General features: G+C 55.7%; 16 protein-coding genes. 9 read left to right on the top strand and 7 right to left on the bottom strand.

What is annotated here, in order from left to right; genetic code table 11:
- Nucleotides 1-62: 62 nt before the first annotated feature.
- The 5 genes from ABD920_RS11265 to ABD920_RS11245 all read right to left on the bottom strand — a co-directional run bounded on the left by ABD920_RS11265 (nt 63) and on the right by ABD920_RS11245 (nt 3,187).
- Nucleotides 63-395: an RNA methyltransferase gene (locus tag ABD920_RS11265; RefSeq protein WP_345159059.1), complete on the bottom strand. Its 333-nt coding sequence runs from the start codon at nt 393-395 to the stop codon at nt 63-65.
- Between the two features lie 97 nt (nt 396-492).
- Complete coding sequence (locus ABD920_RS11260; RefSeq protein ID WP_345159057.1) at nt 493-1,185, bottom strand: potassium channel family protein; 693 nt, start codon at nt 1,183-1,185, stop codon at nt 493-495.
- Nucleotides 1,182-1,802, bottom strand: coding sequence for a uridine kinase (gene udk / locus ABD920_RS11255; protein WP_345159055.1), 621 nt, complete (start codon nt 1,800-1,802; stop codon nt 1,182-1,184). The genes ABD920_RS11260 and udk overlap by 4 nt, the downstream gene beginning before the upstream one ends.
- 104 nt (nt 1,803-1,906) lie before the next feature.
- Nucleotides 1,907-2,485, bottom strand: coding sequence for a non-canonical purine NTP diphosphatase (locus ABD920_RS11250; RefSeq protein ID WP_345159054.1), 579 nt, complete (start codon nt 2,483-2,485; stop codon nt 1,907-1,909).
- 186 nt (nt 2,486-2,671) lie between these two features.
- Nucleotides 2,672-3,187 (bottom strand): phosphoribosyltransferase family protein, encoded by a 516-nt coding sequence (locus ABD920_RS11245; protein WP_345159053.1) that lies wholly within the window; start codon nt 3,185-3,187, stop codon nt 2,672-2,674.
- A 184-nt stretch (nt 3,188-3,371) separates the two neighbouring features.
- On the opposite strand from ABD920_RS11245, the gene ABD920_RS11240 reads away from it, so the two are divergent.
- The 4 genes from ABD920_RS11240 (at nt 3,372) to hemC (ending at nt 7,270) form a co-directional block, all read left to right on the top strand.
- Nucleotides 3,372-3,617, top strand: coding sequence for a type B 50S ribosomal protein L31 (locus ABD920_RS11240; RefSeq protein WP_345159051.1), 246 nt, complete (start codon nt 3,372-3,374; stop codon nt 3,615-3,617).
- A 78-nt stretch (nt 3,618-3,695) separates the two neighbouring features.
- The gene (locus ABD920_RS11235; protein ID WP_345159049.1) at nt 3,696-4,889 is read left to right on the top strand and encodes a GlmU family protein; all 1,194 of its coding nucleotides are present in this window, start codon (nt 3,696-3,698) and stop codon (nt 4,887-4,889) included.
- Between the two features lie 187 nt (nt 4,890-5,076).
- Nucleotides 5,077-6,201, top strand: a complete 1,125-nt coding sequence (locus tag ABD920_RS11230) for a DNA polymerase III subunit (RefSeq protein ID WP_345159048.1) — start codon at nt 5,077-5,079, stop codon at nt 6,199-6,201.
- A gap of 115 nt (nt 6,202-6,316) precedes the next feature.
- Nucleotides 6,317-7,270, top strand: a complete 954-nt coding sequence (hemC, locus tag ABD920_RS11225; protein ID WP_345159046.1) for a hydroxymethylbilane synthase — start codon at nt 6,317-6,319, stop codon at nt 7,268-7,270.
- 226 nt (nt 7,271-7,496) lie between these two features.
- Here the strand turns inward: hemC and ABD920_RS11220 are convergent, their stop codons facing one another.
- Nucleotides 7,497-9,050, bottom strand: coding sequence for an alanine/glycine:cation symporter family protein (locus ABD920_RS11220; RefSeq protein WP_345159045.1), 1,554 nt, complete (start codon nt 9,048-9,050; stop codon nt 7,497-7,499).
- 445 nt (nt 9,051-9,495) lie between these two features.
- Between ABD920_RS11220 and ABD920_RS11215 the strand changes: the two genes are divergently transcribed.
- The 5 genes from ABD920_RS11215 to ABD920_RS11195 all read left to right on the top strand — a co-directional run bounded on the left by ABD920_RS11215 (nt 9,496) and on the right by ABD920_RS11195 (nt 14,009).
- Complete coding sequence (locus ABD920_RS11215; RefSeq protein ID WP_345159044.1) at nt 9,496-10,143, top strand: peptidylprolyl isomerase; 648 nt, start codon at nt 9,496-9,498, stop codon at nt 10,141-10,143.
- 5 nt (nt 10,144-10,148) lie between these two features.
- Nucleotides 10,149-11,063 carry an SDR family oxidoreductase gene (locus ABD920_RS11210; protein WP_345159043.1) on the top strand — a complete coding sequence of 305 codons (915 nt, stop codon included), beginning with the start codon at nt 10,149-10,151 and terminating at the stop codon, nt 11,061-11,063.
- 168 nt (nt 11,064-11,231) lie between these two features.
- Nucleotides 11,232-12,884, top strand: coding sequence for a sodium-dependent transporter (locus ABD920_RS11205; RefSeq protein WP_345159042.1), 1,653 nt, complete (start codon nt 11,232-11,234; stop codon nt 12,882-12,884).
- Between the two features lie 5 nt (nt 12,885-12,889).
- A complete protein-coding gene (locus ABD920_RS11200) occupies nt 12,890-13,051 on the top strand; it encodes a hypothetical protein (protein WP_345159041.1) in 162 nt (53 codons plus the stop codon).
- A gap of 7 nt (nt 13,052-13,058) precedes the next feature.
- Entirely contained in the window at nt 13,059-14,009 is a 951-nt protein-coding gene (locus ABD920_RS11195; protein ID WP_345159040.1) for a ComEA family DNA-binding protein, read from the top strand.
- A gap of 101 nt (nt 14,010-14,110) precedes the next feature.
- Here the strand turns inward: ABD920_RS11195 and ABD920_RS11190 are convergent, their stop codons facing one another.
- Nucleotides 14,111-14,611: an NUDIX hydrolase gene (locus tag ABD920_RS11190; RefSeq protein WP_345159039.1), complete on the bottom strand. Its 501-nt coding sequence runs from the start codon at nt 14,609-14,611 to the stop codon at nt 14,111-14,113.
- Between the last annotated feature and the right edge of the window lie 19 nt (nt 14,612-14,630).

The following is a 14,630-nucleotide window of genomic DNA, read 5'->3' as shown; positions in this document are numbered from 1 at the left end:
AATATTAGCCGGCGGGCACGCACAGGAAAGCAGGGAGCGGTAAAGCGAGAGGAAGGTACACCCTAGGGGGCGTTGGGCTGAATGATGATGGGGAAAAGCCGGGCCACAAAGCCGGCGCCAGGCGGCACCGCGGTGTAGGCAGGCAGCAGTTCGTCGGTCGGGTTAGGGAATGTCGGCTGTTGTGGCAGCGGCACCACGGCCTGCTGCAGGTTGAGGGCTACGAAAGAGGTGGTTGCCTCCAGCGACACCTTTTGCTTTACAACCGTCTTATTGTCTGAGGCGGGGGCCTTGACCTGCTCGGAGGCTGGTTGCTGCGCCGCGCCGTTTGCCGCTGAGGTATATGCCACCACTTCCTGACCGTTGAGCATGAGCGCCCACAGCAGGGTGAAAGACATCAGAAGATGCTTCACATGGCAGGATATGGTTTTTTTCTTCGGCATTTGTAGTGTACAATCACAAATGTAATGCCTTTTATCAGAAAAAAAGAAATACTTAGCGGTTTATATCTATAAAGCGCTTTACGTCGTGTTTTTTGCCGATAAGGATCAGGATGTCAGACGGATAAATGATGGTGTCAGCTTTCGGTACACCGATGACGTGCTCTACCTGTGTGGGCTTCCCGTCCAATATCTCCTCGAAAAAGCGCTTGATGGTAATCAGGTTCAGGTTGTACTTCTCGCGGAGTGATATTTTGGCGATGTTGCGGTTGGCGATGTTGCGCGGGGCGTTAATCTCCACGATCTCGTAGTTGTCCGGCAGCGACAGGAAGGTGCGGATGCTGGGCTGCAGCAGGCGCTCGGCCACCGTTTTGCCCACCTCGCCCTCCGGCGACAGGATTTCCTGCACGCCCATCTTCTCCAGGATGCGGCGCTGCTGCTTGTTGGAGGCGCGCGTGATCACGCGCTTCACGTTCAGTTCCTGCAGGTTGGCCGTGGTGATCAGCAGGGCCTCGAAGTCTTCGCCGATGGCCACGATCACCGCGTCCGTGTCCTGGATGTTCTGTGCCTCCAGCGCCCGGATGTCCGTGGCGTCGAGCGCCACGGCATAGGCCACTTCGTCCTTGATGGCCTCCACATGATCCTCGTTGTTGTCAATAGCGATCACCTCGGCGCCGCGCTCTGCCAGCGTGGTGGCGATGGACCTGCCGAATATACCGAGTCCGATTACAGCAAACTTGTGCCTCATGCTTTTATTTTTGCGTTCAAAAAGGTAGTAATCACGTCCAGCCCCCGCTCGAAGTGGTTGTTGTTCGGGATGATGATGTCAGCGTCGTTTTTATACGGCTTTATATACTTTTCGTAGGTGGGGGCCACGTGGTTGGTGTAGCGGTACAGCACGTCGTCCAGGTCGTAGCCGCGCTCAATGCGGTCGCGCGTGATGCGGCGCTGCAGCTTAATGTACTCCTTGGCGTCTATATATACCTTCAGGTCCAGCAACTTGGCCACCTCCTCGAAGTAGAACACGAAAATACCCTCCACCACCACAATCGGCGCCGGCCTGAACTCCAGCTGCCTCGGCACGGTGTCGGGGTTGTTAAAGGTGTACTCTGTGCGGTAAACGGTTTCGCCCTGGCTCACTTTCAGGATGTCGTGGGCGTAGGCCTCGTCGTCGATGCAGGAGGGCAGGTCGAAGTTAACGACGCCGTTTTGGTCGCTGGCCTGGTGCTCGCGCGATTTGTAATAGTTGTCCTGGGAGATGAGGCATATGTTTTGCGGCGCGAACGACGTCAGCAGTTTGTTCAAAAAGGTGGTTTTCCCTGAAGCACTCCCTCCTGTAATCCCGACGATAAATGGCTTTTGCATAGGAAGCTATGGTTTCAGACTACAAAATTAAGATATAAAGCAGAACAAGGCCACAAGCTTGCCTTTTTTTATAATTTTATATGGGTATGTAGGGCAAGGCGCGATCAAAGCGCCTTCAGGAACCCAACCAGTTGCCGCACTGCCCTGCCGCGATGGCTGATGGCGTTTTTCTCTTCAGAACTCATCTCGGCGAAGGTGCGGTCGTAGCCGTCGGGCACAAACACGGGGTCGTAGCCAAAACCCTTATCGCCTTTCCACGCGTCGCTGATGGTGCCCTCCACGGTGCCTTCGAACTGGTGCTGCCGCCCGTCTAAAATCAGGGTGATGCTGGTGCGGAAGCGGGCCTTGCGGTTTTGGTGCGGTGCCAGGTTCTGCAGCAGGAGGCGGATGTTATCGCTGTCGGAGCGCTGCGGCCCGGCGTAGCGGGCGGAGTAAACGCCGGGCGCCCCCCCCAGCGCCTCCACCTCCAGGCCGGTGTCGTCGGCGAAGCAGCTCACGTTGTAATGCTGCCACACGTATTCGGCCTTTTGTCGCGAGTTGCCCTCCAGCGTCTCCTGGTCCTCGGCCAGTTCCTCGTGGCAGCCGATGTCCTGCAGCGTCAGCAGCTCAAACTTCCCCTCCAGCATCTGGCTCACCTCCGCTGCTTTATGCCTGTTGTTGGTGGCAAAACAAAGTCTTTTCATCTTGTTAATTGCTGGTTGTTAGTTGCTGATTGTTAATTGTTGAATGGTTAAATTGCTCAATGGTTAAATGGCTGCCTTCAGGCATGATAGTATACTTAATGTAAGTAATATATATGAGCACATTAAATATAAATGACCACTCAAACAATCAACAACCAGCAATTTAAAAATTAAGCCATTTAACAATCAATTCAGATACGCGCCGTAGTTCTCCTCGTCCAGGTGCACCATGATGTGCTCGTTGAGGGTGGTGGCCAGCGAGTAGCCGGTGTAGGTGGCGGCAACCGGGTAAAGCGGGTGGTGGCGGTCGACGAGCGTGGCGACCTCCAGTTTTTTAGGGGCGTGCGACAGGAAGGAGTTAAGCGCGTAGGCCAGCGTTTTGCCGGTGTTCAGCACATCGTCCACCAGCACCACGACCTTGTCTGTCAAAGCGGGGCGCTCCGGTTCCAGCGCGACAGGCTCCTGCAGCGGAGCGGTTTTGTTTATCGAGATCCGCAGCAGCTGCACCTGGAGGGGGGAGATTTGCTGTAGCCTTTGGGCCAGCATGGAGGCCAGCGTGAAGCCGTTCGGGTGGATGCCCGCCAGCACAAGCTCCTGCTCTTCGAAGTTCTGCTCGTACATCTGGTAGGCCATGCGCGTGATCTTCTGCTCGATCTGCGCCTTGTCCAGGATCAGGTTCTGGGGATGTGGAGATGGTGTCATACGGGTCAGGGCTATGGTTGGGCCAACAGACGGGGTTGGCGAAGGCAAATTTAAGAAGATATTCGCATCAGCCACCGGAATTAAATCGCGTGCAAAATAATTTGGTGCTTAGCGTTTTACTTTCCGGAAATCTTGTTAAATTTGCAGTCCGATTCAGGATTAAGGTTAATTAACGTTTATAATAATGAAAAAAGGCATTCACCCAGCATACAGAGAGGTGGTTTTTCAGGATACTTCCAGCGACTACAAGTTCATCACGCGCTCTACCATGAACTCTGATGAGACCATCACCATGGAAGACGGCAAAGTATACCCGGTTATCAAAGTCGAGGTATCTTCTGCTTCGCACCCTTTCTACACTGGTAAAAACCTGTTTGTGGATACTGCGGGCCGTATCGACAAGTTCAAGCAGCGTTATCAGAAAAAATAAGCTGCTTTTTCCGGTTAAAACGTTTTAAAAGAAAGGTCTTCCTGAAATTATCGGGGAGACTTTTTTATTTTTGCCGCTATGAACATCATTCTTTTCGATGACCCCGCCATCCGGCAGAACCTGCTCCCGCTTACATTTACAAGGCCAGTGGCAGACCTGCGGGTGGGCATCCTCACCATCGCAGAGAAGTGGGGTATGCATCTGGGGGAGAACATTTCTTACCTCACGCAGCCCTACCTGCAGCCAAAGTTCAACACCATTTTTGGCACGATCAATTTATATATAAACGGGGCAGTGTGTCCCGACGAGCAACTGCTGGAGGCTGTCCGCGGCCTTAAAATCGGCGAGGCCCTGTATGATGGTGAAACGCTTGTGGCGGCTAACGGCGACAACCTGGAGGTGCATACCCTGGCAGAGCTGACTTCTCATATATCCTCCGGAAGAAAGGAATGCGGCCAGTGCACCATCATACAGGAACTGTGGGACATTTTCCTGCAGAACGGCCAGCAGATCCGCAGCGACTTTAAATTGCTGACAGCCGGACGCCAGAGCCAGCCCGTGAACGACAGGCACACGATGACATATGGGGAGGAGAATATTTTCATAGAGGAAGGCGTGAAGATACGCGCGGCTGTGCTGAACGCGGAAAATGGCCCCATTTATATAGGCCCGAACGCGGTGGTGCAGGAAGGAGCGCTGATTAGGGGGCCGTTTGCCCTGTGCGAGGGCAGTTATGTGAGCATGGGCGCCAAAATGCGCGGCGACGTCACCATCGGCCCCTTCTGCAAGGTAGGCGGCGAGGTAAGCGCCTCGGTTATCATGGCCTACAGCAACAAGGGGCACGACGGCTATTTGGGCAACTCCGTGATTGGCCAGTGGTGCAACCTGGGCGCCGACACCAACACCTCCAACCTGAAGAACAACTACGCTGAGGTAAAGATCTGGAGCTATGCCCAACGCGGGTTCAAAAACACCGGACAGCAGTTTTGCGGGCTCATGATGGGCGACCACAGCAAGTGCAGTATCAACACCATGTTTAACACAGGCACGGTGGTGGGCGTGAGCGCCAATATATTCGGGGCTGGCTTTCCGCACACGTTCATTCCCTCCTTCAGTTGGGGTGGCGCTGCCGGATTCGAAGTTTATCAAATGCACAAAGCAATGGAGGTGGCCAAAAAAGTGATGGAGCGCCGCAGCGTCCCTTTTGATGAGGTGGAGCAGGCGGTGCTGTCAGAAATATTCGTGCAAACGCAGGAGAACCGCATCTGGTAAACTGGTTGCTGATTGTTAATGGTTGATTGTTGTTTGGTTGGATGGGTAACTCGCTGAGTTCATGAATTTATCCAATAGGAAGCCAGTTTAAAGAATGATGAAAAGTTGCAGACCAAGTAAGAGCAAACACGAGAACAGTCATATAGCAAGCAACAATCAACAATTCACAACTAATAATTAATTTAAAGTGCAATTCGCAAATATCATAGGTCATCAGGAAACAAAGGAACTGCTGCTGAAATCGGTGCAGCAGAACCATGTGGCGCACGCACAGCTTTTCCTGGGGCAGGAGGGGAGCGCGAACCTGGCGCTGGCGCTGGCTTACGCCACCTATATAAACTGCGAGAATAAGCAGCCTGCCGACTCCTGCGGCACCTGCGGCAGCTGCACCAAGATGAACAAACTGGTGCACCCGGACTTCAACTTCGTGCTGCCTGTCACTACCACAAAATCGGTGAGCAAAGATGCGCTGAGCAGCAAGTTCATGAACGAGTGGCGCGAGTTTGCGCTGGCCAGTCCGTACCAGGGCCTGAACGAGTGGATGCAGTACATTGGGGCGGAAAACAAGCAGGGCAACATCTCGAAAGACGAGAGCCGGCAGTTGGTAAAACTGGTGTCGCTGAAGGCCTTTGAGGGGGCCTATAAAATCGTGGTGATCTGGCTGCCAGAGCTCCTGCACCCCTCTGCGGCCAACGCCCTGCTGAAGCTGCTGGAGGAGCCGCCGGCCCAGACGCTGTTCCTGCTGGTGTCGCAGTCGGCGGAGAAACTGCTGGCCACCATCACTTCCCGCACACAAATCATGCGGGTGCGCAACTTCACAGAGCAGGAGGTCATAGCTTACCTGCAGCAGCATTTCAACTCCGACGAAACCACCGCCTACCAGGTGGCACAACTGGCGGAGGGTAACCTGAACGCCGCCGCCAAGCTCACCTCCGAGATCAGTAGCGATTACTTCACCTTCTTCACCGAGTGGATGCGCCAATGCTACAGCTACAAGTTCGATAAGCTGATCGATATGAGTGACAAGTTCCAGACGCTGGGGCGCGAGAACCAGAAAAACTTCCTGCTCTATGCCCTCGGCCTGTTCCGGAAAGTCATGCTCTTCGGCGTGGACGGCGCCCTGATCTCTTTTCTCCCGCCTGCGGAGCTGGATTTTGTGCAGAAGTTCTCGAAGGTGATCACAGAAGCCAATGCCGGCCAACTGACCGAGGAACTGAACCAGGCGCATTACCACATCGAGCGGAACGCAAACCCGAAAATGGTTTTTGTGGATTCCTCTATACAGATTGCCGGTTACCTGCGTAAAAGTTGAACGGATGAATTGTTAGATGGTTAAATTGTAGGTTTTAATAATATAGAACTTGACCATTTAACAATTGAACCGCTAAAGCACATCAGGCTCCGGATAGAAGCAACAGAAATCATATATGGTAGAAGATATAAAGGACAGAATCATACGCATCGGTACACGCGGCAGCAAGCTGGCGTTGTGGCAGGCTGAGGCCGCCGCTGAAAAACTGCAGGCCGCCGGCCTTAAGACAGAGCTGGTCATCATCAGCACGAAAGGCGACCAGGTGCTGGATAAGTCACTGGATAAAATCGGCTCCAAGGGCGTTTTCACGGAAGAGCTGGAGGTGAGTCTGCGCGAAGGGGAAGTAGAGATTGCGGTGCACAGCGCCAAGGATGTGCAGTCCACGATCCCGGCCGACCTGGAGTTAATTGCCTTTATGGAGCGCGAGCAGGTGAACGACGTGATCCTGAGCTTCGACCCTGCTTTTAAGCTGGAGCGTGCGAGCAGCGCCGTTATTGGCACCTCCTCTACCCGCCGCAGGGCGCTGCTGAAGAAGTACTACCCCAACATATCCACGGCCGAATCGAGGGGAAACCTGCAGACGCGCCTGCGCAAACTGGAAGAGAAGCAGTTCGATGCCCTGATGCTGGCCTATGCCGGCGTGGTGCGGATGGGCTACGACCACCTGATAGTGCACACGTTCCCGGAAGATGAGTTTGTGCCCGCCGCCGGGCAGGGCAGCGTCGCCATTGAGTGCGCCCGGAACCTGGCCCCGGAGCTAAAGCAGGCCATCAAACAAGCGCTGGACCACACCGACACACACCTGTGCCTGCTGGCCGAGCGCGGCTTCCTGCGGACAATGGAAGGGGGGTGCAGCATCCCGTCTTTCGCGCTGGCTACGCTTGGTAATGGAGGCATCAGCATCACCGGGGGCCTGATTAGCCTGGATGGGCAAACGCTGCTGCAGGAAACACACACAGGCGCTGCGGAGAAAGCAGAGCAATTAGGCGAGCAACTGGCTACGGCCGTTCTGAACCAGGGCGGCGACGCTATCCTGAAAAGCATCAAGGCGCAGCGCAGCGAAGCATAACAAGAGCAGGCGGCCTATATAAAAAGGGAGCGCAGCCATATATGGCTGCGCTCCCTTTTTATATATCGCTCTTCCTTACGGCTGAAGCTAACGACTTAGGTCAGATCATATATACATCATTCCAGAGTAAATATATTACTGCCCCTCATTATAAGACAGCGCAGCTATATATAGAAGACAGTTAAGGCGACCTGGTATTATGTCAAGCACCAGATATCCAAAACGCCTAAACCTGCGCGGCTTCTACGGCGCGCTCGGTTAAGGGCTGCTTTTTAGAGGACCGGGCATATACCAGGAACGCCTGCATCTCCCGCTTCACGGTGGGGGCAAGCAGGTAAAGGCCGATCATGTTGGGAATACTCATCGCAAACAGCATCGCATCCGAAAACGCCACCACGCTGCCCAGTTGCATGGGGGCGCCCAGAATGATAAAGATACAGAAGAGAACCTTAAAGCTAATGTCTGCGGCCCGCGTGTTGCCGAAAAGGTAGGTCCAGGACTTCAGGCCATAATATGACCAGGTGATCATGGTGGAGAAGGCGAAAAGGATGACGGCACCGGCCAGCACCAGCGGAAACCAACTGATCACGGTGGCAAACGAGGCGGACGTGAGGGCGATGCCATCGCCGATATCCATGTTGTAGGCCCCTGTCACCACAATCACAAGCGCCGTCATGGTGCAGACGATCACGGTGTCGATAAACGGCTCCAGCGAGGCCACAAAGCCCTCCGTCACAGGCACGTTCGTCCGCACCGCCGAATGGGCGATAGAGGCCGAGCCAATCCCGGCCTCGTTAGAGAAAAGCCCCCGGCGCAGGCCCTGTATCATCACGCCCACCACGCCGCCACCGACGGCGCTGGCGGTGAAGGCGCCTTCGAAAATGGCAGCAAACGCAGCGGGTATGGCTGTGAAATTGACCAGGAGCACCACAATGGCGGCCAGTATATAGATGCCGCACATCAGAGGCACTATCTTCTCCGTTACCTGCGCAATGCTCTTCATCCCGCCGATGATGACGAGCCCCACGAGCACCGACATGATCAGCCCAAAGATCCAGGCGTTGCCGGCGGCGAAGAAAGAGGCCTCCCCGCCCGTTACGCTCACAAACTGCTGTGTGGCCTGGTTAATCTGGAACATGTTGCCGGCCCCGATGGAGCCGCCGATGCACATCAGGGCAAAAAAAGCGGCCAGAAACTTACCGGTTCTGCCCATGCCCCTCTCGCCAAGGCCTTTGCTGAGGTACTGCATCGGGCCACCCGACACGGTGCCGTCGGCGTGCACATCGCGGTACTTCACGCCGAGCGTGCACGACACAAACTTAGAGGACATGCCCAGCAGACCCGCCATGATCATCCAGAAGGTAGCGCCGGGGCCGCCAAGGGAGATGGCGATGGCCACCCCGGCGATGTTCCCCAAGCCCACCGTGCCCGATACCGCGGCCGTGAGCGCCTGGAAGTGCGACACTTCGCCGGGTGCGCCGGGCTGGTTGTATTTGCCGCGCACAATGTCGAGGGCATGCCTGAAACCCCGGACATTGATAAAACCCAGGTAAAGCGTGAAGAACACGGCACCGGCCAGCAGCCACACCAGGATAAGCGGAATGGGGGTGCCGGCAATGGTTACTTCATAAAAGATGATGTCAGAGATGAACTGTGCGGTCGGGGCAACGGCGGCGTCTATTTTTTCATCGATGGAGAGAGCGGGTGCTGCCGGCGCCTGTGCCGAAACGGTGTTGCCAAAAGCCAAGGAAAGTACTGTGAACAGTATCGTTTTATTCATTAGGTAGGATAAGTTGATTTATATGTATCTTAAAGATAGTCACTTTTAAGGGTATTCTGAAAAATGTACCTGATTTACCCCGGGTAGTGCAAACTATGGTTTATATATCACAACCGGATTGCGTAACGCGGCTAGGCGAGTCGCGGTAGGAGGGCGGGCAGTTTAAATGAGCAGCTGCTATATATAATCCTGCCACCAAAAGCGCTGACGACTACTTGCTTCAACCCCGATTCTCCGCTGCGTGTCCTTTTCCGGGTGAAACGGGACGGAGGGTGCATTGAGGTATATAGACGCTGCCGACGCGCCTCCCGCTGCTGTCAGGCGCCTGGGGGAAGGGCGCAGAAAATGACGGGAAAAAGAAATACAGTGCGAAAAAGGCTTAAATTTGAGAACCTGTAAACTATATATGGGTAAAGGACGATTCACTAAATTGATATTGTAGAACATGAAACTGCTGAAAAGTATTGCCTGTGTCATCCTGCTGGGGATGCTGGCACCTGCCCTTGTGCTGGCCCAGAAACTGAAAGGCAAAGACAAACTCGTAACGATTGAGACGCCGCAGGGCGAAATAAAGCTGGTCCTGTTTGAGGACACCCCGCAGCACCGGGCTAACTTCCTGAAGCTTGCCGAGGAGGGCTTTTACGACGGCACCACCTTTCACCGGATCGTGGACGGGTTCATGATCCAGGGGGGCGACCCCAACAGCAAAGACGACGTGCCCGGCAACGACGGCATGGGAAACCCCGGCTACACGGTTCCTACAGAAATCAACCCTGCCCATAAACATATATATGGCGCCGTGGCCGCTGCCCGCCAGGACGACCGGGTAAACCCTTCCAAGGCCTCCAGCGGCTCCCAGTTTTATATTGTCGAGAATTCAGACGGCACGCCGATGCTGGACGGGGTATATACCGTTTTCGGGCAGGTGGTAGACGGCCTGGACGTGGTGGGTAAAATTGCGGAGCAGCCCAAGGATGGCCGCGACCGCCCCCTGAGCGATATAAAAATGAAGGTGAAGGTGGAGAACGTGAAACGGAAGAAGATCGCCAGGAAATACAACTACGATTACAGCACGCAAACTCTGCAGAAATAAAACGCATGAAAAAGATCCTGATTACGGGCTCCAACGGCCTGCTGGGCCAGAAGCTGGCCGAACTGCTGCTGCCCAGGCAGGGGGTAGAGGTACTGGCCACCAGCCGCGGGGAAAACAAGCTGGCCGAGAGACTCCCCACGCTGCCGTTCCGGAGCATGGACGTGACCAGGCCGGAGCAGATAGAGCGGGTGGTGAGCGAGTTCCGCCCGACCCATATCATCCACACTGCCGCCATGACGAACGTAGACGAGTGCGAAGCAAACCACGAGGGGGCGTTGCTCCTGAACCGGGATGCCGTGCTGTATATAGCATGGGCTTGTGAGCGGTATGGCGTGCACCTGACACACGTATCTACCGACTTTATCTTTGACGGCGCGAACGGCCCTTATGACGAGGAGGCAAGCGGAAACCCGGTGAACTTCTACGGCAAGACCAAACTGCAGGCAGAGGAAATCGTGAAGCAGGCGAAGTGCAAATGGGCCATTGTGCGCACGGTGCTGGTATATGGCGTGGCGCACGACTACGGCCGCACCAACATCGTGCTGTGGGTGCGGGACAGCCTGCGGGCGGGCAGGGGCATCAAAGTGGTGACCGACCAGTACCGCACCCCGACGCTGGCCGAGGACCTGGCGATGGGGTGCTGGCTTGTGGTGGAGAAGGACGCGACCGGAATCTTCCATATAGCAGGGAGCGAGATGCTGACGCCTTACGAGATGGCCATGCAGGTAGCGGAGTTCTTTGCGCTGGATAATTCCATGATCGACAAGGCCGACAGCAGTACCTTCACACAGCAGGCCAAACGCCCTCCCCGCACCGGCTTCCGCATAGGCAAGGCGCAGGCAGAACTCGGCTACCGGCCGCACACTTTTCAGGAGGGCATCCGGATGGTAGCAGCGCAGGCCGCTGAGGAAGCACCCTGACGGGCAAACGCGGCAGGAGCGGCCTGTCGCGTTTGCCCGGCGCAATATTAAAATATTTGATTTTTATGGCGCTACCGGATGCTTTGTCTATATTGTATCCTTTATTTCAGCCTGAAAAAAGCAACACCATCATCAACCTAAACCAATCAAACACTTCTACCTTCCTTTATGAGTGCTAACAAAGAATCGTGGGGTTCACGGGTCGGCCTGATCCTGGCCATGGCCGGTAACGCAGTGGGCCTCGGAAACTTCCTCCGTTTTCCGGTGCAGGCGGTGCAGAATGGCGGGGGCGCCTTTATCATTCCCTATCTTATCTGCTTCCTGGTGATGGGGATTCCGCTGCTTTGGATAGAGTGGTCGATGGGCCGCTTCGGGGGCAAGTTCGGGCACCATTCCACGCCTTTCATCGTGGACACCATGGGCAAGAACCGCCTCTGGAAATATATCGGGGTGTTCGGAATCTGGACGAACATCGCGGTGGCCGCTTATTACTGCTATATCGAGTCCTGGACGCTTTCTTATGTCTTCCATTCCGTTATTGGCACCTTCAGCGGTATGGACCAGGATGCCGTTTCAAGTTTTTTCGTGGAGTACACTAGCCTGGGCATCTCTACACTGGGCATCCCGTACGAGCCCATCGTGTTCTATGTGATTTGCCTGCTGCTCAACACCTGGATACTCTCGCAGGGACTGGCTGCCGGGGTGGAGCGGGTGGCCAAGGTCGGCATGCCGCTGCTCATCCTGTTCGGCCTGTTCCTGGCCTTCAAAGGCGTTACGATCACGGCCGGTGAAAACGGCGCGATCAACGACAGCTCTGTCGGCCTCAACTTCCTCTGGACTCCCAATTTTGACCAGTTATGGTCGCCGACCGTGTGGCTGGCCGCTGCCGGCCAGATCTTCTTCACCCTGTCGGTGGGCATGGGCACCGTGCATTGCTACGCGTCCTATGTCCGCTCGAAAGACGATATCGCCCTGAACGCCATGTCGGCCGGCTGGATGAACGAGTTTGTGGAAGTGGTGCTGGGCGGCGCGATCCTGATCCCGATCTCCATCGGTTACCTGGGCATCGACCGGGTGACGGAACTCGTGCAGAGCGGTGGCCTGGGGCTTGCCTTCCGGTCCTTGCCTTACCTGTTCTACCAGTGGGGCGACATCCTGGGCGCCGTGTCCGGCGTGATGTGGTTTGGCCTCCTGTTCTTCGCCGGCATCACGTCGTCGCTGGCCATGGGCACCCCCTGGATCGGCTTCCTGCAGGACGAGTTTAACTGGAAGCGCAAATCCGCAGCCTGGTCGTTTGGCCTATTCGTTTTCCTGCTGGGCATGCCCACCGTGCTGTTCTTTAAGTATGGCGTGTTCGATGAGTATGACTACTGGGCCGGTACCGTGTCGCTGGTGGTGTTCGCCCTGTTTGAGTCTATCCTGTTCGCCTGGGTATTCGGAATGGACAAAGGCTGGCGCGAAATCATCTCCGGCTCCGACATCAACGTGCCCGGTATATATAAATTCATCATTAAGTTCATCACGCCGCTGTTGCTGCTGTGGGTGTTCCTGGGCTCCCTGTTCACGCCAAAGGGCGGCGACTGGGGAGCTGCCATCAGCGGCACCTGGGTGCTGGACAACAGTTCCATCATCAACAAGCTAAAGAACACCGACCTGAAGGAAAAGCTGGCTTCAGCCACAGATCCTGCCTTGATCGAGCAGTTACAGGACACGCTGTTCTTCGTGAATGCTTCGCGCATCCTGTTACTGGCAGTTTGGGTCGCCCTGGCGCTGCTGGTGTATATGGCCTACAAAAAAAGAGTTAGGGAAGGAAGAATCTAAAAGATATGAATACATCTGCACTTATCGTGATGCTCACCACCATTGGCCTGGTCACTTTCTTGATGATCTACTTCTTTATGAAAGTGATCAACACGCCCCCGAGGCCGGAGCCGGACTCCTATATCGACAACGATGACGAAGCGGACCGGCAGGTACCCGGCCATTAGCATCTAAATGAAGAGCATCAGGCACTGGATCCGGCGCTACTTCGGCTTTTCACAAGGCGAGGTAAACGGCTTCCTGTGGCTGTTAGGTTTGATGGTGCTGCTGATGGCGGCACCATTTCTCTTTCACGCCCTCCGCGCACCCGCCTTCAATAGCAGCAGCGCCTCCGACAGGCAAACGCTGGACAGCCTGGTGGCGCAACTGGAGGCGCGGCAGCCTGCGCCCGGCAACAACCGGTACAGGGTGCCCACGGTGGCGCTTCGCCCGTTTAACCCCAACCAACTGACCGTGGAGGAGTGGCAGGCGTTCGGTCTGCCCAAATACCTCGCGCAGCGCATCCTCAATTACCGCAGCAAGGTCGGGGACTTCAGCTACAGGGCGGAGCTGGGGAGGATATATGGCCTACCCGACTCTGTGTTCCGGAAACTGCAGCCCTATATCCAACTGCCCGAGGAGCGGCCCAGCAGATACAAGCGCCAGCCCTATGCGGCGCGCAGCGAGCGGCCGGCGCCCGTCCCTGATTGGGGCAGTAACCGCCCTGCGCGCGAGAAATTCATCCTGGCCCCTTTCAACATCAACACCGCCGACACCGCGCAGCTGAAGCAGATCCGGGGCATCGGGTCCAAATTGTCGGCGCGCATTGTGAAGTACCGGGACGGGTTGGGCGGTTTCCATAGCGCGGCCCAGCTGCAGGAGGTATATGGCCTGCAGCCGGAGATAGTGGACAGCCTGCAGAAGTACACGTTTGTGCCGGATGTATATACGCCGCAGCAGCTGAGCATAAATACCGCCACCGCCGACGAACTGAAGCTACACCCCTATATAACCTCCAATGTAGCCAGGGCGCTGGTGGCCTACCGCGAGCAGCACGGAATTTATGAGGAGCTGGAGGATGTACGGAAGGTGAAGCTCGTAACGCCTGAGCTCTATGAAAAGCTGAAGCCCTACCTCCGGTTGTGAGAGGTGTTATATAACCTTATATAGTGTGGAGAGAATATGTTGAATACCTGTTTCTGAAGCACGCTGCAGCGCCTCCCGCGGGCGAAGATTTGTGCCGCGGATTATAGAGAGCCGCGATGCGAAGGCAGTGCCTTCATCAGCTCGGTGGCTTTTTCCAGCGCTTGCCGCTCGCTCTTAAACGTCAGCAGCTCCTTCGCCTGCTCTGCCGGCACCCAGCGCGCCTCGTTTACTTCCCGGTCATGGTCGCTCACCTGCCCGGCTATATAGCGCAGCAGGAAAAAGTGGACGAACTTATGGAACCGCACGCGCTGCCGGCCCTGATCCCCCACGTACCAGTAATCTATCGTTTCAATTTTCTGAAGCAACTCCGTCTCGATACCCGCCTCTTCCCGCACTTCGCGCACAGCCGTTATCTCAGGTGTTTCACCTGCATCCACCAATCCCTTCGGGAGTTGCCACCGCTCTTCTGGGTCAACCGAGATCAGCGCCACCTCCACGCCGGCAGCACCGATGCGGAAAGCAACGCCGCCCGAGGAGACCTGGTTCACCACGGGGAGCTTTGGCCCCTGCGGAAATAAACTTAGCTGTTGCGGCTTTGTCATGGGGAGCATACTGCCGGAT

Origin of the sequence: Pontibacter saemangeumensis, from assembly GCF_039541895.1 — a bacterium.
GTDB classification, from domain to species: Bacteria; Bacteroidota; Bacteroidia; order Cytophagales; family Hymenobacteraceae; genus Pontibacter; species Pontibacter saemangeumensis.
Note: the sequence above shows the minus strand (reverse complement) of the source record. Positions and strands in the feature narration are given on the sequence as shown.